We start from the raw sequence: 23702 nt of genomic DNA, 5'->3' as shown, positions 1-23702 counted from the left end.
CCCTCAGAAATCCGCGCAGCCGTTCTTGCGCTCGGTGGCCACGCAGCTGGTGAGGTTGGGCCGCGACCGCACGCGCGACCATTCGCGCGCCAGCAGGTCGTCGCCCTGCTGCGAACGTTCGCCCTCCAGGGGCCCGGTGGCAAAGCAGATCGGCGGCGCACCGATGTTGCGGTCGAAGGTGTAGGTGTTGGTGTTGGGCAGCTCGCGCACCAGGTCCGCGCTCGGGAAGTCCGGCCGGCGCAGGCTCGCCGTCACGGTCAGCGTCCCGGGCACCACGTCCACCGCATAGCCGGCCGCCGAGGTGAAGCTGCCGGTGATCGCATAGCGCCCGGCGGGGCTGAAGACACCGGCCGAGCTTGAGGGCGTGCCCAGGAAACCGGCCGTCCCGTCGCCCAGGATCAGCCCGCTGATGGTGAAGCCGAAGGGCGGGTTGGCCGTACCGAAGGGCCGGCTGGCGTCGCCGATGACCACCGTGGCCCGCGGCTGCTGGGCGTAGATGAAGTGGTTGTCGCCCGGCGTGATGCTCACGGTGCACAGCCCCAGGTAGGCGCAGTGGAACAGGTTGGGCGTGGCGCCCGAGCCGGCGATGCCGCCGCGCGACTCGCCCACCCAGGTGTCGGCCCAGATGCGCCAGGGCGCGCCGCCCACGCTGCCGCCGCCCGCATTCTGGAAGCGCGACGCGGCCACCAGGTCGGTGCCCGAGGTGCTGGTGACGGCGGTGTCCAGCGTGAGGTCGCCCGAGAGCGTGCGCACGAACACCGTGTCGGCCGCCATCGACGTGGCCGACACCACCTGCGGCAGGTTGGTCCCGGCGTCGAAGCCGGTGACCGACAGCGCGCCGATGCGCACGCCGTCCACGTCCTGGTAGCGGAAGGCGCCGGCGGCGCCGCCGCCCAGCGTGTTCTCGCTCACGTTGTTGGCCGCCTGGTCCAGCAGCACGCTGCCGCGGCTGGAGCGCGCCAGCAGGTGCTGGGCGGTGATCGGTGCTTTCACCGTCTGCGTGATGTCGCCGGCCGAGAGCAGGCCCAGGCGGTCCGCCGTGACGGCGCCGTTCAGCACGATGCCGCCGGCGCCGGCACCCACGCCTTCGTTCTGCAGCGTGAGGGCGCCGCCGGTCGCCAGCGCGCCGGCCACGGTGATGGTGCCTGCGTGCGTGTTGCTGCCCACCACCACGCTCGGCGCATTCAAGCGCGACATCAGCGCATCGGACAGCGTGAACCCGCCCCCTGCCGCACCGCCCACGGTGATACCGGCGGCCGTGGCGTCGAAGGCATTGAGCGCCGCGTCCATGCCACCCGGCCGCAGGTTGATGGTGCCGGCGGCGCTCACCGGCACATCGATCGCCAAGGCCGGCGCGCTGCCGTCGTTGCTGGCGCGCAGCACCAGGTTGCCGCTGCTTTGCACCTGCGGCGCCGCGCCGGGGCCGCCGGTGGACAAGAGGCCGGGCTGGATCGACACGCCGGGCGTGCCCTGGAGCGAGCTGCCGGTCAGCTCGATGCTGCCGCCGCCGGTGGTGGCCAGGCGCGCGCCGTTCTCCAGCCGCACGCCGCTGTCGGTGCCGTCGACCACCGCGCTGGCAAACAGGCCTTGCAGCGCGATGTTGCCGCTGCCGGTGGTGATGCTGCTGCCGTCGGTCACCAGCACGCCGTGCGTCGCGTTGAATGCGCTCGAGCCGCGGTCGAAGTCCTGCACGCCCCGCACCAGCACGTTGCCGCTGGTGGTCGAGATGGCGGTGGAGACCGGGAAGCCCACGGCCCGCAGGAAGAGCGAATCCAGCTGCACGGCGCTGCCGCTCTGGCCAGTGCCGCCGGTCCCGGTGATGGCCACGTCGCCGGTGGCGCTGTCGATGCGCACGCCGTTGAGGCTCACGCCGCCGCCGGCGATGCTCACGTCGCCGCCGGCGCCCGCATCGGACTGGCCGACGCGCGTGTCGATCTGGGTCCCCTGAAGCAAGACAAAACCCGACGGTGCACCGGTCTGCCCGTTCAGGATCGACACCGCCCCGCCGTTGGTGATGATCTGGTTGTCGAACCGGCTGGTCACCGAATCGTAGATGCCGCCGACGCCGTGCGCGTGGATGGACACCGCGCCGCCGCCCGTGTCGATGGTGCCGTCCACGTCGATGTTGATGTCGCTGAACGCAGGGCTGCCGCCGACGAAGCCGGCGTCCAGCGTCACGCTGCCGCCGTGCGTTTGCACGTTGCCGCTGAGCGCGACGAACTGGGTGGTGCTCGGCCCGTCCGTCAGCAGGCGCAGGTTGCCGCCGCCGGTGTCGATGCTGGCGGAATTGAAGACCACTTCGGCATAGCCCGTGCCCGTGGCGTGCGCCAGCACGCTGCCCCCGTTGGTGGAGATGACGGCCTGATCGGCCCCCGTATTGCCGAAGTAATGGACGTAGCCGTCGAGCGCCCCGGCCGAGCCGGCATTGAAGATCACGTCCATCGGCCCCGTGGTCGAACGGATGATCGGCGCCAGGTACGAGCTGGAAAACACGCGGTCGCCGATCGAGTGCGCCGCGTTCAGCTCGAACACCAGCGGCGCGCTGCCCACCGTGCGCTCGATCAGCATGCCGCTGCCGAAACGGATGTCGCCCGCATCCGTGCCCGCGCTGCCCGTGGTGATGGTCACGCTGGTGCCGGTGTTCAGCGCGCCGTTGATGTCGCCGTCCTGGATGGTCGAGGTGGCCACCGGCTCGAAGGGATTGGTGGGCAGGCTGCCGCCGCCGGCCGCGCCGTGGACGATGGTGACGTCATAGGGATCGACGATCCACCGCCCCGCCAGGCCGGCCGGCGCCGAGGCGTCGACGCGGATGCCGCTCACGTCGAACGAGCCGCCCGATGTTTCGATCGTGCCGCCGTTGCCGCCGGCGCTGCCGCCCCGGGCCTGCAAGTCGCCGAAGGCGCGCATCGAACGCTCGCCCACGAGGGTGATGCTGCCGCCGTTGCCGCTGCCCAGGGCGTTGGCCAGCAGCGTGAGGTTCGGGCCGATGGAGACCACGCCCGAATTCTCGTTGCCGGCACCGGGCGCGGTCGTGCCGCGAATCTCGATGCTTCCGCCGCCGCCCGCGCCGCTGGCGTCCGCCAGGCCGCTGGCGTCCGCGGTCGATTGCGCGAGGATGTTGCGCCCCGTCACGCCGATGCTGCCGCCTGCGCCGGTGGCGCTGGCGGCGTCGAGCAGCGTGCCCTCGAAGGCGCCGGCTGTCAGGCCCACATCGCCCGTGCCGGCCGCGACCCGGATGCTGCCGCCCGCGGCATGCAGCCCGTCGGTCTGCTGGGACGACGTGAGCTGCACGCCGAAGGGCGTGACCGTCGCGTCCATGGGCGCGAAAGTCAGCGCCGCGCCCGTGCCGTCGTAGCCGAAGCCCGCACTGCCCGCGGTGCCGCTGATCTCGATGCTGCGGCCCGCGCCGGCCTCGACCCGCGTGCCGTCGATCACCACGCCATTCGAGGCGCCCACCGTGTAGCTGGTGCTCAGTTCGACGGCTTGCGTGCGCAGGCCGGCGGCCATGCCCGACAGGTCGCCGCCCTGGCCCGTGATGCGCACGTCGCCGCCGGTGGTCAATTTCGCGCCGGTGATCTGCACGCCGGCACCGCCCGCGGGCTCGCCGACCGGGCCGCCGCTGGTCCAGTCGCGCACCGTCCCGGTCAGGGCGATGTCGCCGCTCGCGGAAGACAGGGCGACCGAATAGTCGTCGCCGTTCAGCCGCACGCCCGAGCCTCCCGCGGCGCCGCGGCCGGCCAGCGTGATGCCGCCCGCCTGCGTGCTCAGCGTGCTGTCGCCGTCGATGCGCACGCCGTCGGTGGCGCTCAGGAAGCCGCTGCCCACCTCGGCGGTGCCGCCTTCGCCGCGCAGCGAAATGTTTCCGGCGCCGAGCGTGCTCAAGGTGCTGCCGCCCAGCCAGACGCCGCTGCGAATATCGCCGGCGCCGTCGGCGTCCGGGCCCTTGACCTGCCCGCCGATCGCTCGCCCGTTGTCGCTGTCGCCCTGCCCGAAGAAACGGATGTTCCCGCCGTTGGCATCGATGCGCGCGCGGTCCAGCCGGATGGCCGCCGCAATGCCGTTGGCCTGGCCGACCTCGGCGGCGGCCAGGCCCTGCGCGTCGGCATTGAACTCGACGTTCAGCGCGCCGCTGGTGGAAGCGATCGTTGCACCTGCACCCTCGGCCGCCCAGCGCATGTCGATGTTGCCCACCGAATTCACGCGCAGCGTGGCCGTGCCGCCGCCGTCCTTGATCACCTGGGCGCCGGGCTGGAACACGACGGCGTCGTTGATCTGCGCCGCGGCGGCGGACGAGCGCGTGGTCAGCGTCACGTCGGTGCCCTGGCTCAGCGCCTTGCCGATCACGCTGGCCGCGATGTTGCCGGCGTCGGCGTCGGCGTCGGCGTCGGCGTCGGCCACGATCGAGAGATTGCGGCCCGCCTCGGCCGTCCAGCTGCCGTTGGCGCCGCCTTCATTGCCGCCGGCGGCTATCTGCGTGCCCGCCAGCACGTTCAGGTTGCCGGCCGTGGTGCGGATGCTGCCGCCGGCCACGCCGGCCGCATTGCCGCGCGCATCCAGCGTGCCGCTCACTTCGAGGCCCGCGCCGCTGTCGACCTTCGCGCCGATGGCCTCCAGCACGATCTCGCCGCCGCGCTCGACCAGCGAACGCGCGCGCACCGTGCCGCTCTGGTTGACCACCTGCTGCACCAGCCCGGAGGCGCCCACCAGCACCACGCGCCCGCCATCGGCCGTGATGGAGCCGGTGTTCATCACCAGCGCCTTGGTGGTGGGATCCGTCGCCTGCACAGCGGCCACCGACGTGTTCATGAGCCCGCCTTCGACCGGCACCGTGAACTTCGTCAGCCCGTCGCCTTCGAAGTCCAGCGTCACACGGGCGCCCGACGCCAGGCCCGCCGAGCCGCGCGCCACGTTGATCTGGCCCTCGTTGCGCACCAGCGCGCCGATCAGCCCGAGCGTGCCGCCTTCGCCCACGCTGATGACCGCGCCAGGCTCGACCGTCACGCGGGCAATGCTGTTGGCATCGTTGATGCCGCCGCCGAACACCAGCTGGCCGCCCTTGCCCACCACGCTGGCGTCCTTGGCGATCTGGCTGTCGCTGATGTCCAGCGTGGAGGCCACCAGCCCGCCGACGTTCACCTGGGCGGTGCTGCCGAAGAGCACGCCCGAGGGGTTGACCACGAACACATGCCCGTTGGCCGACAGCGTGCCGTTGATGACCGACTGCTCGATCACGCCGCCGCTGCCCACCACCCGGTTGAGCATCACGCTCGCGGCGCCCATCTGCTGGTTGATGTTGAGCGTCTTGCCGCTGGCCAGCGAAAACGCATTCCAGTTGACGATGGCGTTCATCGTGCTCTGGGTGAGCCCCTGCACGGTCGCCGTGCCGCCGGAAGCGACGCTCACATTGCCGAATACCACGTTGCCGCTCTGCGGAAAGCCCGTGGGCAGATTGAGCTGCGCCCAGGCCGGCACCATGCCCATGCAGGCCAGCGACAGCACGAGCGGCCGGACGCGCCAGTGCCGCGGCAGGGCTTTCGCGGAAAGATCATGGTTTCTCATGCTGCCCTCAGAAGGTCTTTAGCGCCTGCACGTACAGCCGCGGGTTATGCCCGCCGCCGTCGGTGCGCGCGGGGTCGGTGCCGGCACGCCAGGCCAGCGTGGCGTTGATGGTGAAGTTGCCGGGCCGCGTCCAGCTCAGGCCGATGCCCGCGCCGCGCAGGCTGCGCGAATTGGGGCTGGCGTCGAAGATCGTCGGGTTCTTGGTCGGGCGCCCGCGCGCCGCGTCGTAGAACACGAAGGGCGTGAGCTCGGCGTTGACCGACCAGCGCCATTCCACGGTGCCGATCAGGCCCTGGTCCACCAGCACTTCGCCCGAGGGGTAGGCGCGCACGGTACGCGCACCGCCCAGCGAGAGTTTTTCCGAGGCGTCGAGGTTCTTGCTGGCCCACTGGCCGCCCAGCGCCAGGTACAGCGAGTGCTGGGGCAGCACCGCCTGCAGGCGCGAGAACTGGAAGGTGGCCTTGGTGAAGCCGCCTTCGGTGCGGTGGCCGCCCAGGCCCTGATCGGTCTGCAGGCTGTCGGCATCGCGGATCGAGAGCTTGCCGTGATAAAGAGTGCCGGTGCTGGCCCAGTAGCCGCCGCCCAGCCAGTCATCGCGGCGCTCCCAGGTCCAGCCCAGGCCGAAGCCGCGCACCCGCTTGCGCGCCGAGAAGTCGAACGCCGTGTACTCGTCGGTGAGCTTCTTGCTGTCGGCCGACAGGCGCAGGAAGAGGTTGTGCTGGCGCTGGCGGATGAGCGGGTAGCTCAGCGAGACGTCGAACACGTCGGCCTTGCCCTGGGCGCCCAGTTCCGCAAACTCGCCGCCCAGCTCGTAGTTGACGCGTGCCAGCCCCACGCCGGCGCGCAGCCCGCTGCTGCCGATGGGCGCCTCGTAGGCGATGCGGCCGAACTGCAGCGCATTGCCGTTGGAGACCATGGCGCGCGCGTCCAGGTTGTCGCCGATGCCGAAGGGGCTCGCCCATCGCGCCGTGCCGCCGAGGCGGTAGCGGCCCGATTCCTTGGTGCCGTGGTTGTCGGCCTCGGCCGCGAAGGCCCAGCGCGGCGCCGCCGTCACTTCCACCGACAGGTCGGTGGTGCCCGGTTGGGTGCCTTCCTGCAGCGCGGACGAAACCTTGATGCCGGGCTGGTCCGACAGCAGCAGCATCGAGCGTTCGTAGGCTGGCGCATTCACGGCCTCGCCGGGCTGCAATGGTACAAGGAAGCCGCGCACGCGCGCCTCGCTGTTGGGCGCGTCGGGCGCCACCAGCACCTCGACCTTGCCGAGCCGGCCTTCGATGACGCTGATCTCGACGATGCCGTCGCGCACGGTCTGCACGGGCACCACGGCCTGCGCCAGGAAGTAGCCGCGCTCCTTGTAGCGCGCGGTGATGGCCTGGGCCAGGCTTTCGAGATCGCCGAGCGTGACGTCGCGCCCGATGTAGGGCGCGGTGATGCCCTGCAGTTCCTCGTTGCTCAGGGCCTTGACGCCGTTGAGCCGCAGGTCGTTGAGCCGGAACTTGGCGGCGGGCGGCTGCGGCGGCGCGGGCAGGCTTTGCGGCGCCACGGTGCCGGTGGCCTGCGCGAGCGGGCGGTCGCAGCTGCCGCAAGGGTCCTTGGTTGGCAGCAGCGCATTGGCATCGGGTTCTGCTGCATGGGTGCGCTGGGCGGCAACCAGCAGCGTTGCGCTCACCAGGGCGGTGACGGCGACGGCGAGGGCGATCGGGGTGGAGCGTTGAATGGTGCGTATCTGCATCTCAGTGCTCCACCGCGTGTTGCTGTTGTTGTGGGCGCTGCTGTTCAGGGCGCGTGCACAGGACACCGGGTACTCCCCTCCGCGAATGTCCCCCGCCTTCGGCGCCTCCTTGATTTCGCCGCGGGGAGCACCCGATGCCCTGCGCACGATGAGCGCGGTCGTTGTGCTGGCCGATCAACGACCGCTGCGCATAACGATCACGTCGATGGGGTGCCTTGCGCAGCGAAGTAAAGGAGGAGGCCGAAGGCCGGGGGACATTCGCTTCGCCGCGTACCCCGTCGGCGGGAGCGCGCCCTGAACAGCACACTTCAAACACAACGCGACGAATCGACATGGCAGTTCTTCTTTTCATGTCATCAGCTCCCCACCGTGAGACGCCAGTTGCCGATCAGGTTGAACGGCGCCCAGAAGAAGGGGTGGGACATCTTGGGATCCTTCAGCACGGCCAGCTGCCCGGCCTGCATCGCCTTCTGGATGTCGCGGCCCTTGGCCAGCTCGCCGTAGAGCGTGCCCATGAGCACCGCGGTCGCATCGTCCGACACCGGCCACAGCGATGCGATCAGGCTCGAGCTGCCGGCGGAGAGAAAGGAGCGCGTGAAGCCCAGCACCTCGTCGCCCTGCGCGATGCGCCCGAGCCCCGACTCGCAGGCCGAGAGCGTGACCAGCGCAGTGCCATCCATCGGCAGGCCGAGGATCTCGTGCGCCTCCAGGAAATTCTGCTTGCCGCCCTCGTTGGCCAGCAGGATGCGCGAGTACAGCGGATCGACCGCGTCGGCCTCGGCATGCGCCGCCACGTGCATCAGCGGCGAGCGCGCGGCCACGTCGCGGAACTGCGTCTTGGTGGCCGCGGCACCCATGTACACGGTGTTGCGGGGGAACAGCTGCGCCAACTGCTTCACCTCGACCTCGGCGCCGGGCAGGTCGTACTTGTCCTCGATGCGCGGATTGCCGAAGGCGGTGAGCGATGCGCTCACGCGCGGCGTGCGCTGCGCGAGCTGCACGGCAATGCTGATGGAGGGCGCCACCGCCACCGGATGGGTCTCGATCACGTAGCGCCCATTGAGCCGCAGCGCCTGGAACGGCAGGTAGTGCAGCGGCCCGTGGGGCACCACGATCAGCCGCTGCCCCGGCGCCAGGGCCAGCGGCCCGAGCAGCGCCGCGCCCAGCTTGTCGGCATTGGTGATGGCCGCGCGGCGCCCGCGCACGATGGAGTTGCGGAACACCTCGACCAGTTCGGTGAGCTCTTCGCGGCGCACCGCCACGGTCGTGGCCTCGATGCCGGCCGGGCCGACGACCCACACCAGCAGCCGGTCGGGCAGCGAGTGGAACTGCACCACGCGCTCGTCGGGTGCGAGCGTGCTCTGCAGCGTGGCAAGGTCCACCGTGTTCGCGGCCCGCTCGTTGATCTTCGCGCGGCCGCGCACCGCATCGAGCAGCGCGCGCGAGCGGCTGCGCTCGCTCACTTCGAAGGCCTGGCGCGCATCGCCCGCATCGCTGTAGATCGACACGCCGCGCTCGAACACCGACTGCAGGTCCGAGAACAGGCCCATCTTGAATTCTTCGCTGCGGAACCTGGCGCGCACCTGGTCGATGCCGCCCAGCGCGCGCGCCATGGCCTCGGCCGCAGCCTGCTTCTGGCCGAGCGCGAGCTCGCTGCGCGCCACGCCGTCCCAGGCCCAGAGGCGGTAGTACTCGGTGTCGGTGCCGACCTGCCGCGCAGTGAGCGCGCGGTAGAGGTCGCGCGCCTCGGCCGGCTTGTTCTCGGCCAGCAGCAGCCGCGCGCGGGTGCGGTCGAGCTGCGCGGTCAGCGGCGCGTCCTTCGGCGGCGCCATGCTCCCAAGCATCTCGCGCGCCCTTGCGGCGTCGCCCGATTCGATCAGCGCATTGACGAGCGAGGCCTGCACCAGCGGCGCATAGCGCGGCGAACTGTTGGCCAGCGCCTCGTCATAGCTGATCACGGCGCCCGCGTAGTCGCCGCGGCGCGTGCGCACGTCGCCGATCACCTTCTGCACCGGGCCGACCACCAGCCTGGGGTCGCGCGCCGGATGCTTGAGTGCCTCGCGGGCAAATTCCTCGGCCTTCTCGAGCTGCCCCGAATAGCTGTAGACGATGGCCAGGTCGCGGTTGGCCATGGCCAGCAGGTTCGGATCGCGCGTGGCATTGGCCAGGTGCAGCGCCTTGCTGGCGGCGCGCACGCTCTGGCGGAATTCGCCGGCCTCGGCCAGCGCCACCGCCTGGCTGCAGTACTGGTAGCCGGACAGCTTGACCGCGTCCTGCCCGTAGAGCACCGCGCCCTCGCTGGTCAACGCCAGCAAGGTGTCGGTGTCGGCAAGCCGGGCCTGCTCCGCCCTGCCGGCCGCGGCTTCGGCATTCGACGCCTGTTGCTGCTGCGCCGATGCCAGGGGGCCGTGCCCCAGCAGAAGAATGCCCGCCAGACCCAGCGCACCCGCGACCCCTGCACGACGTGCCGAGCGCTCCCATCCCGTTCTCGAAAACCACGTCATTGGACCCCCGCGCGCGGCCCGTGTGCCCGCGGTTGCGGGGGTCGACGCCGCGGAAGTGCGCGCCGTTCAGGCCTCGTGGGGAAAGTCTAGGATCGGGCCCCTGCCGCGCCTATTCGCAAGAAGGCCTAGCGCGAATGGACTACGGCCACAGGCCCTGCATCACGCAGGAATCGCATCGATGTTGACGCGGTCCCAGTGGCGGTGCCTGGCAATCGCGGCGATGAAGGCCTGCGCGATCTGCGTCGCCTCGCTGGTGTCGCCGAGGTTGGTGACCGGCGTGGCCGCAACGATGACGCCGGCGGGTGCGTCCCCCTGCTGCGCGTTCGCGCTGATGCCGAGCGTGGAGAGCAGCTGCACGCCATCGCCCACGGTGCAGATGGCCTTGCAATGCTTGTACGCCTCGAGCACGAAGTGCACCGCATCGCCCATGCCCGCAAGCGCCGCAACGCCCTGGGCGCCACCGGGGATCAGCACGGCATCGAACACGACCGATGGCCCGTTGGCGAAGGTCATGTCGACGTCGATCTGCCGCTTCGATGCGCTGGCGATGGTGCCCAGGCGGGCGCCGACCACCTTGCATTTGCCGCCGGCCTGCTCGAGCGCATCGCGGATCGGCTTGAGCGAGGCGGAGTCGATGCCATCGGCCGCGAGGATCGCGATCCTGCGCGTGCGGATCGAGCCGTCGCCGGTGTCGGCCATGCTGAGCGCGGGCGACTCCTCGATGGGCAGGGTCATGCGGTGCTCGCGGTATCCTGCGCGGCCCGCGGCCGCCTTGGCGTCCGGCGCGCCGATGCCCAGCGGCTCGGCCACGCGGCGCGCGAGCTTCTCGTCGACGTGCGCCAGGTTGTCGACCATGCGCTGGCGGATGGCCGGTACATCGACCTTGGAGAGCTCGAAGCGGAAGGCCGCAATGATGTGCTCCTTCTCGGCCGCGCTCTGGCTGTTGAAGAACAGCCGCGCCTGCGTGAAGTGATCGTCGAACGACGGGCTGCGCCGGCGCACCTTGGGCGACTCGAGCTCGTCGGGATGCGACTGGAAGCCGGCGCTGCCGCCGTCGACCCTGAACTCCTTGCCGTCGCCCAGCGAGTTGGGCTCATAGGCCACCTGGCCGCGCGCAATGGCCTGGCGGTGCATGCCGTCGCGCTGGAAGTTGTGGAACGGGCACACGCTCTTGTTGATGGGCAGCTCGTGGAAGTTCGCGCCGCCGAGCCGCGAGATCTGCGTATCGGTATAGGAGAACAGGCGCCCCTGCAGCAGCGGGTCGTTGCTGAAGTCGATGCCCGGCACCACGTGTCCCGGATGGAACGCCACCTGCTCGGTTTCGGCGAAGAAGTTCTCGGGGTTGCGGTTGAGCACGAGCCGGCCGATGCGCTGCACGGGCACCATCTCTTCGGGGATCAGCTTGGTGGGATCGAGCAGGTCGAAGCCGAGCGAACTCGCCTTGTCCGGCGGCACCAGCTGCACGCCGAGTTCCCACTCGGGAAAGTCGCCCTGGTCGATGGCTTCCCACAGGTCGCGGCGATGGAAGTCGGGGTCCTTGCCCGCGACCTTCTGCGCCTCGTCCCACGCCAGGCCGTGGATGCCGAGCTTGGGCTTCCAGTGGAACTTCACGAAGTGGCTCTCACCGCGGATGTTCACGAAGCGGAAGGTGTGCACGCCGAAGCCTTCCATCATGCGCAGGCTGCGCGGAACGGCGCGGTCCGACATCGCCCACATCAGCATGTGGGTGCTCTCGGGCATGAGCGAGACGAAATCCCAGAAGGTATCGTGCGCGCTGGCAGCCTGCGGCATCTCGTGGTGCGGCTCGGGCTTCACGGCATGGATGAGGTCGGGGAACTTCATCGCGTCCTGGATGAAGAACACCGGGATGTTGTTGCCCACGAGGTCGTAGTTGCCCTCTCGCGTGTAGAACTTGACGGCAAAGCCGCGCACGTCGCGCACCGTGTCGGCCGAGCCGCGCGAGCCGGCCACGGTGGAGAAACGCACGAAAACGGGCGTCTTCGCGTCCGGGTCCTGCAGGAAATCGGCGCAGGTGAACTGCGACATCGACTTGTAGACCTGGAAATAGCCATGCGCCGCCGAGCCGCGTGCATGCACCGCGCGCTCGGGAATGCGCTCGTGGTCGAAGTGCGTGATCTTCTCGCGCAGGATGAAATCTTCGAGCAGCGTGGGCCCGCGCACCCCGGCCTTGAGCGAATTGTGGTTGTCGGGAATCTGAAGACCCTGGTTGGTCGTCAGATTGGGCGCATGATCGGTTGCGAAGCCATCGAGTTGCTGCTGCTTGGCGTTGCTGCCGTCCATGGCCTTCGAGCGGCGTCCGGCGGCGGCCTTGTTCTGAGGCGTCATCGAGGGTCTTTCATGGGAGGGTCAGCTTCGTTGTCGATAAAAAGGTCCAGCACGTTCACCAGCGCAATCAGGCAGATGAAACCCGCCACGGCGGCCACCACCCAGAACAGGATTTCATCCCCCCAAGCACCGGTGAGTGAATCGAACAGCGACGACAGATCCATGATTCGCTCCAGCAGATCAGATTGAACAACTCGATGCTTGCGCTGCGGCCTCCATGAAGCCACGAAAGCGGGTTCGCGGGGGCAGTTGCGAGCGAATCCAAAGGTTATGTTTTTCTCACACTGTTACCCGTAGTGGCGCCTCGCCCGCGCTTGTGGGAGAGGCGGCGTCTACGCGGTAGGAGCACACCGACAGCGCCTGGCTGCCGCCTACGCGGCCTGGCGTGTCGGCCCGCATCCGCGCCTCGTGCGCAGCCGTAGCATCGGACACGGGCGGCACGAAGCCTGCTTGGGCATTTGTGGACCGACGCCATTTACACAGGGAAGAAAGAAAGAACATGCAGATCAAGATCGGTTTCGACATCGAACTCGCCGTCACGGCGCCCACCGCACTGGTCTACATGCTGCATGTCCACCCTTCGCGCGCAGCGGACCTGCAGGACGGCGAGCACGTCACCCTCACGCCGCCGCTGCATACCGACTACTACATGGACGGCTTCGACAACCATTGCGCGCGCGTGCGGATTCCCGCGGGCGTGCAGAGCGTGCGGCTGCGCAACCACGCGGTGGTGTTCGACCCGGGCTGGGCCGATCCGGTGGACTACGGCGCGGTCGAGCACGCGGCGGCGGACCTGCCGGTGTCCACGCTGCCCTTCCTGCTGCCGAGCCGCTACTGCGAGGTCGACAGCGAACTGCTCGCGTTCGCCTGGAGCAATTTCGCCAACGTGGCACCGGGCTGGCACCGCGTGCAGTCCATCTGCGATTTCGTGCACGAGCACCTGCGCTTCGACTACCAGAGCGCGCGCGCCACGCGCACGGCGCTGGAGGGATTCCGCGAACGCACGGGCGTCTGCCGGGACTTCGCCCACCTGGCCATCACGCTGTGCCGCTGCATGAACATTCCCGCGCGCTACGCCACCGGCTATCTCGGCGACATCGGCATTCCGCCCGTGCCCTCTCCGATGGACTTCAGCGCCTGGTTCGAGGTGTACCTGGGAGAGCGCTGGTACACCTTCGACGCGCGCCACAACGTGCCGCGCATCGGCCGCATCGTGATTGCGCGCGGGCGCGACGCGGCCGACGTGCCGATCACCATGGTGTTCGGCGCCAACTCGCTGAAGCGCTTCGAAGTCACGACCGAGGAAGTGCCGCAGTAGGGCCGGGGCCTCACGCAGGCAGATAGCCGAGCATCTCCATGGCGGCGCGAAGACCCGTGCGGCTGCGCTCCATCGCGTCCCAGGGCGTGTTGCCGATGGCAAGGCGCCCGGCGATGTTGGCCACCGTCCAGTGGGCGGCGCTGTCCAGGTCGGGCAGCTCTTCCCACGCCAGCGGCACCGACACGCCCATGCCCGGCCGGGCGCGCGCCGACCACGCGCTGACCGTGGTGGCGCCGAAGCCGTTGCGAAGATAGTCCGCAAAGATCCTGCCCACGCGGTTGCGCGGCCCGCTCTTGGCCACGAAGCGCGCCGGAACGGTGCGCGCCAGGTGCTCGACGATGGCCCGCGAGAAGCCGCGCACCTCGTCCCAGCCGAACTGGCGCCGAAGCGGCACCACCACGTGCAGTCCCTTGCCGCCGCTGGTCTTCAGGAACGAAGGCAGGCCGAGCTCGTCGAGCAGCACGTGCACCAGCAGCGCGGCCTCCTTCATCAGCTGCCAGTCGATGCCCTCGCCGGGGTCGAGGTCGAAGGTCATGCGGTCGGGCTTGCCGATGGCGCGCGAGGTGGCGTTCCAGGTGTGCAGCTCGATGGTGTTGAACTGCGCCGCACCGAGCAGCGCCTCGGCGGTGTCGATCTGCAGCAGCGGATCGTGCCCCGGGTCGAGCGCTGGATCGAGCAGCTTGATGCCTGCGATCTCGCTGTGCTGCGCATGCTTCTGGAAGAACAGCTCGCCGCCCACGCCGTCAGGCGCGCGCACCAGCGCCACGGGCCGCCCCGCGAGATGCGACAGGATCAGCGGCGCAACCGAAGCGTAGTAGGCCGCGAGTTCGCCCTTGGTGATGCCGCTGGCGGCGTCGATCACGCGCTCCGCGTGGGTGATGCGCAGTGCCTTCTTCCGCGTGCTCATTCGATCGCTCATGCCGCGCGGCGCCGGGCGGTGGCGGCCTTGGCCGCGGTGCGCTTGCGTGCGGTGCTGCTGCTGCTTTTTGCGGCGCTCTTGCCATGGGCCCTGGGCTTGGCCTTGGACTTGGTTCTTGCGGGCGCCTCTTCCTGCGCCTCCTCTGGGTCTTCATCGGCCTTGCCGGCCGCGGCCGCCTTGCCGCCGACACCGCCCTTGCGCAGGCTGCGCTGCAGCAGCTCGGTGAGGTCGATGATCTTCGCGCCGCGGCTTTCGACGGCCTGGCCCTCTTCGGGCTCGGGCTGCGTCACGGTCTCGGTCTGGCCTGCGGCCACCTTGCGGTCGACGAGCCGCAGGATCTCGTCCTTGAACTCGTCCTTGTAGTCGTCCGGGTCCCAGTCGGCGCTCATGTCCTCGACCAGCTGCTCGGCCATCTTGATCTCGCGCTCGTTCAGGCCCGCTTTCTTCGCATCCTCGGAAGGCAGCGGGAGCTCGGTCCAGGGCCGGATGTCGGCGCCCCAGCGCAGCAGGTTCAGCACCAGCCCCGGGCCCACGGGCACGAGCGCGGCGAGATGCTGCTTGGTCTGGATCACCACGCGCGCCACGCCGATGCGCCGGCTGCGCTGCAGCGTCTCGCGCAGCAGCGCATACACCTTGGCGCCGCGGTTGATGGGCGCCACGTAGTAGGGGCGCTCGAGATAGACGAACGGAATGCCGTTGGCGGGCACGAAGCTCTCGATCTCGATGGTCTGCGTGGTCTTGGGATACGCGTCGGCAATTTCCTTGTCGCTCAGCACCACGTATTCGCCGTCTTCGTACGCGATGCCCTTGACGATGTTCTCGCGCGCAATTTCCTTGCCGGTCTTCTTGTTGATGCGCTTGTAGCCCACCGGGTCCATCGTGCGCTTGTCGAGCCAGTCGAAGTCGATGCCGTGGTCGGTGGTGGCCGAGTAGAGCGCCACCGGGATGTGGACGAGGCCGAAGCTGATCGCGCCCTTCCACAGGACGCGCGGCGCGGGGGCTTTTTTTCGAGACTGCCATGGACACACTCCTTCAGCCTCGAAACTCTGCGCCCCGCGCCGGTGTGCGATGTAGGAACGCGGCGGCGCCTGCCGTAGGCTCAGGCGGCGCTGGCGACCGGGGGCCCGAGCACGCGTTCGCTCGGATGCGCGAAGTAGAACCATTCGGCGCCGGGCAGCGCCAGCGCGTTGGGAAAGACGATGAACCCGTCGCCCGGCGCGCTCACCAGCGTGCCGTCGTGGCGCATGCCGATCGGTTCGCCGCGCTGCACCGCATCGAAGGTGGCCCAGTCGCGCACGAAGCTGTCGTCCTCGTGCTGCCGGTCCGTCACGCTCGCCAGGCGCAGCAGTTGGGGCGGGCTGGGCGGCTCCGCCACCAACCCCTGGGGCAACGCCGCCATGCCGAGCAGCGCGAGCGCGCGCCGGATGGCGCGCCACGCCACCTCGGGCGCCTTCGGGTCCCGGTGCTGGCCGCATTCGAGCGTGACGCCGTAGCCGCCGCAATTGCGGATGTATTCGTTGGTGCCGCGGCCGAAGTCGATCGCATCGTCGCCGACCGCGATGCCGGCGGAACGCTGCGCGAGCCCGGCGGCGTAGATGTCGAGCCAGCCCTCCACCACGATGGGCGTGCCCAGGTGCAGCGCAAGCAGCCCCTCCTCGCTGGCGCGCGCGAAGGGCTCCAGCGTACCGGTGTTGTCCCGCGGGCCGATCATCGCGAAGGCCTCGCCCTCGCTCTGGAAGGAATGCAGGTCGAGCAGCACGTCGTGCCGCTCGATCAGCGGGCACAGCACGTTGGTGACCCGGTCTTCGTAGTCCGCGGGCTCCGCGCTGGGCCTGAACAGGCGGTTGAGGTTGCGCTCGCCCTCGCGCTGCAGGCGCCGCCGCGCCATCGGATTGGCGACCGGCACCAGGGTGAGCTGCCCGCGCCGCAGCCGGAAGGTGCCGCCATCGAGTTCGGCCAGCACGCGCTCGATGCCCGCGGTGCCGCAGGTCTCGTCGCCATGCACCCCGCCCAGCACGAGCAGCCGCGGGCCGGGCTCCAGCGCGGCGAAGGTGTGGATGCGCAGGCTGTCGGTCACGGTGGCGGCAAATGGATCGGAGGACATCCCGGCGATTATTGCGGAGGCCTTCCCCTGCACGCAAAGCCGCTACTCGTTTCATAGCAGCGCATCGAGCGCGGCCCGGCGTGCCGTGCCTACAGGGCATGCCGGGCCTGTCCTACCGGCCGCGGCCGGCGCGCCATGCAGGCTCACCCCACAGAAAGACACCGTGAAGGAACAGCGCCATGAGCAGCACCAAGCGCCGTACCAAGGCTCCGGTCGATCCGAGCGATCCGCTGCGGGACGCCGGCGGCGGCAACACCAAGATCGAACAGGGCGGCGATTCGGCGCCGCGCCTGCCGCACGAGCACGACCAGTCTTCCGACAGCCAGGAAGCGCAGGACGGACAGCCGTCCGAGGTGGGCCGCAAGAGCTACGAGGACATCGAGCGCGGCAGCGTGGACACCGACCGCGGACCGGTGGCGGACCGCGTCTACAACGACAAGGTCAAGCCCTGACCCGGGATTTCTATTATTTGCCGCCCACGCCTGCGAGCTGCTCGCGCATGGACGAGATCACCGCCGCGTAGTCCTTGGCGTTGAAGATCGCGCTGCCCGCCACGAAGGTGTCGGCGCCGGCGGAAGCGACGCGCGCGATGTTGTCGGCCTTGATGCCGCCGTCCACTTCCAGGCGGATGTCACGCCCGCTCTGCTCGATGCGCTTGCGCGCGAGCTCGATCTTGCGCAGTGCCGAATCGATGAAGCTCTGCCCGCCGAAGCCGGGGTTCACGGACATGATCAGGATCAGGTCGATGTCGTCGATGGCCCAGTCGAGCGCTTCCAGGCCCAGCCCCGGATTGAACACCAGCCCCGCCTTGCAGCCCGCGCCCTTGATGGCCTGGATGCTGCGGTTCACGTGCGGCGAGGCATCGGGGTGGAAGCTGATGTAGTCGGCGCCCGCTTCCGCGAAAGACGCGGCCAGCGCGTCGACCGGCTGGATCATCAGGTGCACGTCGATCGGCACCGGCTCGCCGTCGGCCGTCCTGGCGTAGGGCTTGAGGGCCTTGCAGATCATCGGGCCGAAGGTCAGGTTGGGCACGTAATGGTTGTCCATCACGTCGAAATGGATCCAGTCGGCGCCGGCGGCGATGACCTTGGCCAGCTCGTCGCCCAGATGGGCGAAATCGGCCGAAAGAATGGAGGGGGCGATGCGGAACGGCGTGTTCATGCGCCGATTGTCGCAGCCGGCGGAAAACCCGGAAAGCAGTGCAAGGGAAGGCTCCAGTTACCATCGCGCGCATGTCACACAGCCCCATCCGTGTCCAGGTCGAGCCGCGCTATCTCGCGGACCAGTCCTCGCCCAAGGACAAGATCTACACCTTTGCCTATACCGTCACCGTGACCAACGAGGGCGAGACGAGCGCCCAGCTCATCGCCCGCCACTGGCTCATCAACGACGCCTCGGGCCATGCGCAGGAGGTCAGGGGCCTGGGCGTGATCGGCCAGCAGCCACTGCTGGCGCCCGGCGAATCGTTCCGCTACACCAGCGGCTGCCGCCTGCAGGCGCCCAGCGGCACCATGCATGGCAGCTACTTCATGGTGACCGAGGACGGCGAGCGCTTCGACGTGCCGATTCCGATGTTCGTGCTGGAGGCGGACATCGGCGGAGCACCCGTTTCACGGGTATTGCACTAGCACTCCCCCAGTGAACTGGGTACGCCCCCAGGCTTCGCGCACTTCGTGTCGCTTCTCCTTCCCCCTCGCCGGGGGCAACACCGGAGGCCCGGCAAAGCCGGTTCCGCGGTGTTTCTGGTATCTGATTTCTTTACTTTTTTATGGCTGCTGCATCGCTTGACCTGCAGGGGCTGCTGGCCCGGCTTGATCCGACGGCGGATGTGGCGCAGCGCCACATCTGGCTGATCGACGTCTTCGACTGGCTGCGCGGCGACCGTGCATCGCCGCAGGCCGCGGTGGGGCGCGTGTCGCTGCTGCTCGGCGCGATCGAGGCTCGGCCCGAGCTGCGCGAGCGCCTGCGCGCGTGGTGGCGCGCCTTCACGCAGGCGGTCGATCTGACCGCGCTGCTGGCGGACTACGGCTTTGCGCCGCGCACCGCCTTCGTGAGCGAGCTCACCGAACGGCTGCGCCGCAAGATCCTGCCCGGCACGCCTGAGACCACCGACGCCTCGGATCTCTTTCGCATGGTGCTGCCCGGCGTGTTCGACGCGGGCTGGATCGCGCTGCTGGACGACACACAGCTCGCACGCATCGGCGCCCTGCTGGCCGACGCCGCGCTCGACGACGACGGCGCCCCGCGCTGGCGCCACACCGTGATGGACGCCGTCACCTACTGCAGCAGCCAGGTGGTGGCGGCCGGCTTCTCGCCCGAATTGCGGCTCAGGATGAGCGCCGCCAGTGAACGCCGCGCCTTCCATGCGCTGATGTCCGACCTCGACGAGCTGCGCGAGCAGATGTTCCGCACCCCTCGGGACGACGACGCGCTGCAGGCCGCGTTCGTGGCCTTCCGCGACCGGCTCGACGCCTGCCGCGCCAGCGCCTCCTCGGTCTACACGCACCTGGAGGACAACGGCATCTCGGTCGGCCTGGTGTTCCGGCTGCGCCAGCTGCGCGAGCGGGTGCTGCGCATCCGCGAGCTGCTCGACTGCCTGATCTCGCCCACGCCCGCGCCCAGCGTGGCGCGGCTGGTGGGCCGGCTGGTGCTGGCCGGCGGCGAGCGCAACAGCATCCGCGCGCTGATCGCGTCGAACTCCTCGATGCTCGCGGCCAAGGTGACCGAGCGCAGCGCCGAGACCGGCGAGCACTACATCACGCGCGACCGCGCCAGCTACCTGCAGATGGTGCGCAAGGCCGCCGGCGGCGGCGCGCTCACCGCGCTGACGGTGCTGCTCAAGTTCGGCATCTATGCGCTCGCCCTGTCGGCCTTCTGGAGCGGGCTCTGGTCGGGCCTGATGTATGCCGCGAGCTTTGTCGCGATCCAGCTGCTGCACCTGACGCTGGCCACCAAGCAGCCCGCGATGACGGCGCCGGCCATGGCGGCGCGGCTGCGCGACATCAAGACCGATGCCGCGGTGGCCGATTTCGTCGACGAAGTGGCCAATCTGGTGCGTTCGCAGGTGGCGGCCGTGCTGGGCAACGTGGGCCTGGTGGTGCCCGCGATGCTGGCGCTCGCCCTCCTGGTGCAGTTCGCGCTCGGCCGGCCGCTGCTGGACGCGGCGCATGCCGCGGCCACGCTGCAATCGCTCTCACTGCTGGGCCCGACCGCGCTCTTCGCGGCCATGACCGGCGTGCTGCTGTTCGCGGCCAGCATCGTCGCGGGCTGGACAGAAAACGCCTTTGTCCTGCATCGGCTGGACTCCGCCATGCGTTACAACCCTCGCATCGGCGCTTTTCTGGGTGCCGCCCGCGCCCGCCGCTGGGCCACCTTCATGCGCACGCACATATCGGGCTTTGCCTCCAACATCTCGCTCGGGCTCATGCTCGGACTGCTGCCCGCATTCGCGGGTTTCTTCGGGCTCGGGCTGGACATGCGCCACGTGACACTGTCGGCCGGGCAGATCGCGGCGGCCGCGGCCTCCATGGGCGTGGCGGTGCTCCAGCAGCCCGCGCTGTGGTGGGCGGTGGCGGCCATCCCGGTGATCGGCGCGCTCAATGTGAGCGTGAGTTTCTATTTCGCATTCCGGCTGGCGCTGCGCGCGCACAGCGTCAGCCTGGGTGACCGCGCACGCATCCGCAGCGCCATCTGGGCGCGCTGGCGCAGCCGGCCCATCAGTTTCTTTCTACCTGCATGAATTTGACGAATCTCATCAACGATCTGCTGGGCTTCTGGTCCGAGTGGCTGCGCCCTTCGGCCGGCCTGCCCACCGTGCTGTGGTCGCTGCTGCTGGCCGCGGCGGCGGCCTCGGGCCACCTGGTGCAGCGCTACCTGGGCCTGCCCAAGGTGGTGGGCTATTCGATGGTCGGCGCGGTGGCCGGCCTGGCCGGTTTCGAAGGCGCGATCTGGCCGCTGCGCGGCATCAGCCTGTTCCTGCTGGAGCTCGGCGCGGCCGTGGTGCTGTTCGAAGCCGGCGGCCGGCTGCCGCTGCGCTGGTTCCGCCACAACCCGATGGTGCTGGTGCAGAGCCTGCTCGAGGCCACGCTCACCTACTTCGGCGTGTTCTGGATGCTGCAGCTGCTGGGCCTGCCCGATCCGGTGGCCAACCCGATTGCGCTGATGGCCATCGTCGCCTCGCCGGCGGTGCTGAGCCGCGTGATCATCGACACCCGCGCCTCGGGGCCTGTGACCGAGCGCGCGATGACGCTGGCCACGCTCAACACCTTCTACGCGCTGACGCTCGGCTATGCGCAGGCCGGCCTGATCGAGCGGGCGCCGCAGACGCTGCTGCAGAAGCTCTATCCGGTGGCGGTGGTGCTCGGCCTGTCGTTCGTCGTCGGCGCCATCCTCGCGCTGGCGCTGCGCACGGCGCTGCGCTTCATGAGCCCGACGAGTGAGAACACCTCGATCCTGCTGCTCGCGCTCATTGCGGCCGCCAGCGCCCTCACGGCCCACGTCGGCGGCTCCGCGCCGCTGGCCGCGCTGATCGGCGGGGTGCTGCTCAAGACGCTGAACCCCAAGCCCTGGGCCTGGCAGCGGCAGCTCGGCACGGCCTCGTCGCTGCTCACCATGCTGATGTTCGTGCTGGTGTCCATCGTGGCGGCGCAGGCCGACTGGACGCTGCCGGTGGCCAGCGTGGTGCTGGCGGTGATCGGCATCCGCCTGTTCGCCAAGATCGCCGGCGTGGCCATTGCCAACCCGGGCAGCGGCGCGAGCTGGAACCAGGCCTTCTGGGTGGGCTGCGCGATGTCGCCGCTGTCGTCGATCGCGCTGCTCATCGCCTCGAATTTCACCACCGCGTCGCCGCTGCTCGGCACCATGATCACGCAGGTGGCCCTGCCCTCGATTCTCCTGATGGAAGTGATGGGCGCCGTGCTCGCCACCGTGGCCATCCACGCGGTGGGCGAAAGCTCGGTGCCCTGGACGCCCCAGGCCTTCAGCACCACGGAGGACACGCAGCGATGACCACGGCCATGCCTTTGCCCGACAGCGACGACTTCCGCTCCGCCGCGCTGCCCGCGGACCCCGCGAGCCGCGTGGTCAAGCTCGAACCCTTCAACCGCTCCGAAGCACTGTCGCTCGGCGTGGAGCTCGAGCTGCAGCTCGTCAACACGCACGATTACGACCTGGCGCCCTATGCGGAAGACATGCTGCGGCTGATGGCGCAGACGCCGCTGCCCGGCAGCGTGGTGCCCGAGATGACCTCGAGCATGATCGAGATCTCCACCGACATCTGCCATTCGGCGCAGGACGTGATCACGCAGCTCTCGCCGATCCGCGAGGCGCTGATCAGGAACGCCGACAAGCTCAACATCGCGGTGGTGGGCGGCGGCACGCATGCCTTCCAGCAGTGGCACGAGCGGCGCATCTACGACAAGCCGCGCTTTCGCGAGCTGTCCGAGCTGTACGGCTACCTGAGCAAGCAGTTCACCATCTTCGGCCAGCACGTGCACATCGGCTGCCCCGATGCCGACTCGGCGCTCCTGATGCTGCACCGCATGTCGCGCTACATCCCGCACTTCATTGCGCTGTCGGCCTCGTCGCCGTTCGTGCAGGGGCAGGACACGCAGTTCGACTCGGCCCGGCTCAACTCGGTGTTCGCGTTTCCGCTCTCGGGCCGCGCACCGTTCACGCTGAGCTGGAAGGAGTTCGAAGCGTACTTCGAGCGCATGACCCGCACCGGCGTCGTGCGCAGCATGAAGGACTTCTATTGGGACATCCGGCCCAAGCCCGAGTTCGGCACCATCGAGATCCGCGTGTTCGACACGCCGCTCACCGTCGAGCGCGCGGCCGCGCTCGCGGGCTACGTGCAGTCGCTGGCCGCGTGGTTCCTGCAGGAGCAGCCCTTCGAGCCGACCGAGGACGACTACCTCGTCTACACCTACAACCGCTTCCAGGCCTGCCGCTTCGGGCTCGACGCGGTGTACGTGGACCCGGCCAGCGGCCAGCACATGCCGCTGCGCGACCACATCCTCATGACCATGACGCAGCTCGAATGGCACAGCGAGGCGCTCAACGCCACGCAGGCGCTCGGCGAGCTGCGCACCAGCGTGGAAGCCAACCGCAACGATGCGCGCTGGCTGCGCGAGAAGCAGGGCAAGGAGCGCCTCTTGGCCGAGGTGGTGCGGCAGGCGGCGCTGCGCTTCCGCGGCGGCGGGGCCTAGGAAGCCACGGCCTCCTGCGAGAACTGCCTGCGGTAGGCCGTGGGCGACACCTTGAACGCCGCCGCGAAGTGCTTTCGCAGCGACACCGCCGAGCCGAAGCCCACGTCGGTGGCCACGCGTTCCACCGGCCGGTCGGTGGTCTCCAGCAGCCGCTGGGCGAGCGCAAGCCGTTGGTTCTGCAGCCATTGGCCGACGGTGGTGCCGGTGGCTTCGCGAAAGCGCCGTGTGAAGGTGCGCCGGCTCATCAGTGCGCGCCGCGCGAGGCTGTCGAGCTCATGCGGACTCTGGAGGTGGCGCCCCAGCCATTCGAGCAGCGGCGCGAGGCGGTCACTCTCGGCCGCGGCGGGCATCGGCTGGCGGATGTACTGCGCCTGCCCGCCCTGCCGGTGCGGCGCCACGACCATGCGCCGCGCCGCACGGTTCGCCGCCTCGGCGCCATGGCGCACGCGCAGCAGGTGAAGGCAGCAGTCGATGCCCGCGGCCGTGCCGGCCGAGGTGAGCACGTCGCCGTCGTCGACGTACAGCACCTCGGGCTGCAGCCGGACCTTCGGATATTGCCTGGCAAAGGCTTCGGCCAGGTGCCAGTGCGTGGTGGCCGGGCGGCCGTCGAGCAGGCCCGCCTCGGCCAGCACGAAGGCGCCCAGGCACAGCCCGACCACGATGGCGCCGCGGCGGTGCGCCGCCTGCAGCGCGCGGATCAGCGCCGGCGGTGCGAGCCGGCCGTCGTCGCGCCATGAGGGCACGACCACGATCTGCGCCCGCCGTATCGCCTCGAGCCCGTGCGGCACCACGAGCGTGAAGCCCGCATTGGTGTGCATCGGGCCCGGCTCGGTGCCGCACACCAGCAGGCGAAAACGCGAGTCGCCCGCTTCCGTGCGGTCTTCGCCGAAGACCATGCACGGCACCGACAGGTGAAAGGGGCTGATGCCGTCGAAGGCGACGACGGCGATGGTTTCCGCGGTTTTTCGAGCCATGGCCCGATTTTATCGATGAATGGCTTTCGGGCCACTTTCT

At 69.6% G+C, this 23702-nt stretch carries 16 protein-coding genes; 6 read left to right on the top strand and 10 right to left on the bottom strand.

Going from position 1 to position 23702, the window contains the following annotated elements; translation table 11 throughout:
* Positions 1 to 3: 3 nt before the first annotated feature.
* The 5 genes from VAPA_RS02910 to VAPA_RS34795 all read right to left on the bottom strand — a co-directional run bounded on the left by VAPA_RS02910 (position 4) and on the right by VAPA_RS34795 (position 12305).
* A complete protein-coding gene (locus VAPA_RS02910) occupies positions 4 to 5559 on the bottom strand; it encodes a two-partner secretion domain-containing protein (RefSeq protein WP_021005276.1) in 5556 nt (1851 codons plus the stop codon).
* 7 nt (positions 5560 to 5566) lie between these two features.
* A complete protein-coding gene (locus VAPA_RS02905; protein ID WP_021005275.1) occupies positions 5567 to 7291 on the bottom strand; it encodes a ShlB/FhaC/HecB family hemolysin secretion/activation protein in 1725 nt (574 codons plus the stop codon).
* 356 nt (positions 7292 to 7647) lie between these two features.
* Positions 7648 to 9795, bottom strand: coding sequence for a CHAT domain-containing protein (locus VAPA_RS02900; protein ID WP_021005274.1), 2148 nt, complete (start codon positions 9793 to 9795; stop codon positions 7648 to 7650).
* Positions 9796 to 9954: 159 nt separating this feature from the next.
* Positions 9955 to 12141, bottom strand: coding sequence for a catalase (locus VAPA_RS02895; RefSeq protein WP_021005273.1), 2187 nt, complete (start codon positions 12139 to 12141; stop codon positions 9955 to 9957).
* A complete protein-coding gene (locus VAPA_RS34795) occupies positions 12138 to 12305 on the bottom strand; it encodes a hypothetical protein (RefSeq protein ID WP_021005272.1) in 168 nt (55 codons plus the stop codon). Before VAPA_RS34795 ends, VAPA_RS02895 begins: the two co-directional genes overlap by 4 nt.
* 335 nt (positions 12306 to 12640) lie before the next feature.
* Between VAPA_RS34795 and VAPA_RS02890 the strand changes: the two genes are divergently transcribed.
* Positions 12641 to 13459, top strand: a complete 819-nt coding sequence (locus tag VAPA_RS02890; RefSeq protein WP_021005271.1) for a transglutaminase-like domain-containing protein — start codon at positions 12641 to 12643, stop codon at positions 13457 to 13459.
* 10 nt (positions 13460 to 13469) lie between these two features.
* On the opposite strand, the gene ligD is transcribed toward VAPA_RS02890, so the two are convergent.
* From ligD to VAPA_RS02875, 3 genes are all read right to left on the bottom strand, one after another.
* The gene (gene ligD / locus VAPA_RS02885; protein WP_021005270.1) at positions 13470 to 14366 is read right to left on the bottom strand and encodes a non-homologous end-joining DNA ligase; all 897 of its coding nucleotides are present in this window, start codon (positions 14364 to 14366) and stop codon (positions 13470 to 13472) included.
* A gap of 8 nt (positions 14367 to 14374) precedes the next feature.
* Complete coding sequence (gene ku / locus VAPA_RS02880; RefSeq protein ID WP_021005269.1) at positions 14375 to 15406, bottom strand: non-homologous end joining protein Ku; 1032 nt, start codon at positions 15404 to 15406, stop codon at positions 14375 to 14377.
* A 71-nt stretch (positions 15407 to 15477) separates the two neighbouring features.
* Complete coding sequence (locus tag VAPA_RS02875; protein WP_051255294.1) at positions 15478 to 16482, bottom strand: M14 family metallopeptidase; 1005 nt, start codon at positions 16480 to 16482, stop codon at positions 15478 to 15480.
* A gap of 179 nt (positions 16483 to 16661) precedes the next feature.
* Between VAPA_RS02875 and VAPA_RS02870 the strand changes: the two genes are divergently transcribed.
* Positions 16662 to 16934: a hypothetical protein gene (locus tag VAPA_RS02870; protein ID WP_021005267.1), complete on the top strand. Its 273-nt coding sequence runs from the start codon at positions 16662 to 16664 to the stop codon at positions 16932 to 16934.
* Positions 16935 to 16947: 13 nt separating this feature from the next.
* On the opposite strand, the gene rpe is transcribed toward VAPA_RS02870, so the two are convergent.
* Positions 16948 to 17643: a ribulose-phosphate 3-epimerase gene (gene rpe / locus VAPA_RS02865; protein WP_021005266.1), complete on the bottom strand. Its 696-nt coding sequence runs from the start codon at positions 17641 to 17643 to the stop codon at positions 16948 to 16950.
* A 71-nt stretch (positions 17644 to 17714) separates the two neighbouring features.
* Between rpe and apaG the strand changes: the two genes are divergently transcribed.
* From apaG to VAPA_RS02845, 4 genes are all read left to right on the top strand, one after another.
* Entirely contained in the window at positions 17715 to 18110 is a 396-nt protein-coding gene (apaG, locus tag VAPA_RS02860) for a Co2+/Mg2+ efflux protein ApaG (protein WP_021005265.1), read from the top strand.
* Between the two features lie 140 nt (positions 18111 to 18250).
* Positions 18251 to 20221: a site-specific recombinase gene (locus tag VAPA_RS02855; protein WP_021005264.1), complete on the top strand. Its 1971-nt coding sequence runs from the start codon at positions 18251 to 18253 to the stop codon at positions 20219 to 20221.
* Positions 20218 to 21489, top strand: coding sequence for a cation:proton antiporter (locus VAPA_RS02850; RefSeq protein ID WP_021005263.1), 1272 nt, complete (start codon positions 20218 to 20220; stop codon positions 21487 to 21489). The genes VAPA_RS02855 and VAPA_RS02850 overlap by 4 nt, the downstream gene beginning before the upstream one ends.
* Complete coding sequence (locus VAPA_RS02845) at positions 21486 to 22688, top strand: YbdK family carboxylate-amine ligase (protein WP_041945986.1); 1203 nt, start codon at positions 21486 to 21488, stop codon at positions 22686 to 22688. The genes VAPA_RS02850 and VAPA_RS02845 overlap by 4 nt, the downstream gene beginning before the upstream one ends.
* On the opposite strand, the gene VAPA_RS02840 is transcribed toward VAPA_RS02845, so the two are convergent.
* A complete protein-coding gene (locus VAPA_RS02840; RefSeq protein WP_021005261.1) occupies positions 22685 to 23662 on the bottom strand; it encodes a GlxA family transcriptional regulator in 978 nt (325 codons plus the stop codon). The two genes, VAPA_RS02845 and VAPA_RS02840, sit on opposite strands and share 4 nt — an antisense overlap.
* Positions 23663 to 23702 lie beyond the last annotated feature (40 nt).

The sequence above is a fragment of the Variovorax paradoxus B4 genome, from assembly GCF_000463015.1.
GTDB classification, from domain to species: Bacteria; Pseudomonadota; Gammaproteobacteria; order Burkholderiales; family Burkholderiaceae_C; genus Variovorax; species Variovorax paradoxus_E.
This window is presented reverse-complemented; position numbering and strand designations above follow the sequence as displayed.

What these genes read in the sequence shown, in the direction of transcription:
- VAPA_RS34795 (WP_021005272.1), bottom strand. Translation starts at nt 12,305, where the DNA reads ATGGATCTGTCGTCGCTGTTCGATTCACTCACCGGTGCTTGGGGGGAT.
- VAPA_RS02875 (WP_051255294.1), bottom strand. Translation starts at nt 16,482, where the DNA reads ATGTCCTCCGATCCATTTGCCGCCACCGTGACCGACAGCCTGCGCATC.
- VAPA_RS02870 (WP_021005267.1), top strand. Translation starts at nt 16,662, where the DNA reads ATGAGCAGCACCAAGCGCCGTACCAAGGCTCCGGTCGATCCGAGCGAT.
- ligD (WP_021005270.1), bottom strand. Translation starts at nt 14,366, where the DNA reads ATGAGCACGCGGAAGAAGGCACTGCGCATCACCCACGCGGAGCGCGTG.
- rpe (WP_021005266.1), bottom strand. Translation starts at nt 17,643, where the DNA reads ATGAACACGCCGTTCCGCATCGCCCCCTCCATTCTTTCGGCCGATTTC.
- apaG (WP_021005265.1), top strand. Translation starts at nt 17,715, where the DNA reads ATGTCACACAGCCCCATCCGTGTCCAGGTCGAGCCGCGCTATCTCGCG.
- VAPA_RS02895 (WP_021005273.1), bottom strand. Translation starts at nt 12,141, where the DNA reads ATGACGCCTCAGAACAAGGCCGCCGCCGGACGCCGCTCGAAGGCCATG.
- VAPA_RS02840 (WP_021005261.1), bottom strand. Translation starts at nt 23,662, where the DNA reads ATGGCTCGAAAAACCGCGGAAACCATCGCCGTCGTCGCCTTCGACGGC.
- VAPA_RS02900 (WP_021005274.1), bottom strand. Translation starts at nt 9,795, where the DNA reads ATGACGTGGTTTTCGAGAACGGGATGGGAGCGCTCGGCACGTCGTGCA.
- VAPA_RS02845 (WP_041945986.1), top strand. Translation starts at nt 21,486, where the DNA reads ATGACCACGGCCATGCCTTTGCCCGACAGCGACGACTTCCGCTCCGCC.
- VAPA_RS02855 (WP_021005264.1), top strand. Translation starts at nt 18,251, where the DNA reads ATGGCTGCTGCATCGCTTGACCTGCAGGGGCTGCTGGCCCGGCTTGAT.
- VAPA_RS02910 (WP_021005276.1), bottom strand. Translation starts at nt 5,559, where the DNA reads ATGAGAAACCATGATCTTTCCGCGAAAGCCCTGCCGCGGCACTGGCGC.
- VAPA_RS02890 (WP_021005271.1), top strand. Translation starts at nt 12,641, where the DNA reads ATGCAGATCAAGATCGGTTTCGACATCGAACTCGCCGTCACGGCGCCC.
- VAPA_RS02905 (WP_021005275.1), bottom strand. Translation starts at nt 7,291, where the DNA reads ATGCAGATACGCACCATTCAACGCTCCACCCCGATCGCCCTCGCCGTC.
- VAPA_RS02850 (WP_021005263.1), top strand. Translation starts at nt 20,218, where the DNA reads ATGAATTTGACGAATCTCATCAACGATCTGCTGGGCTTCTGGTCCGAG.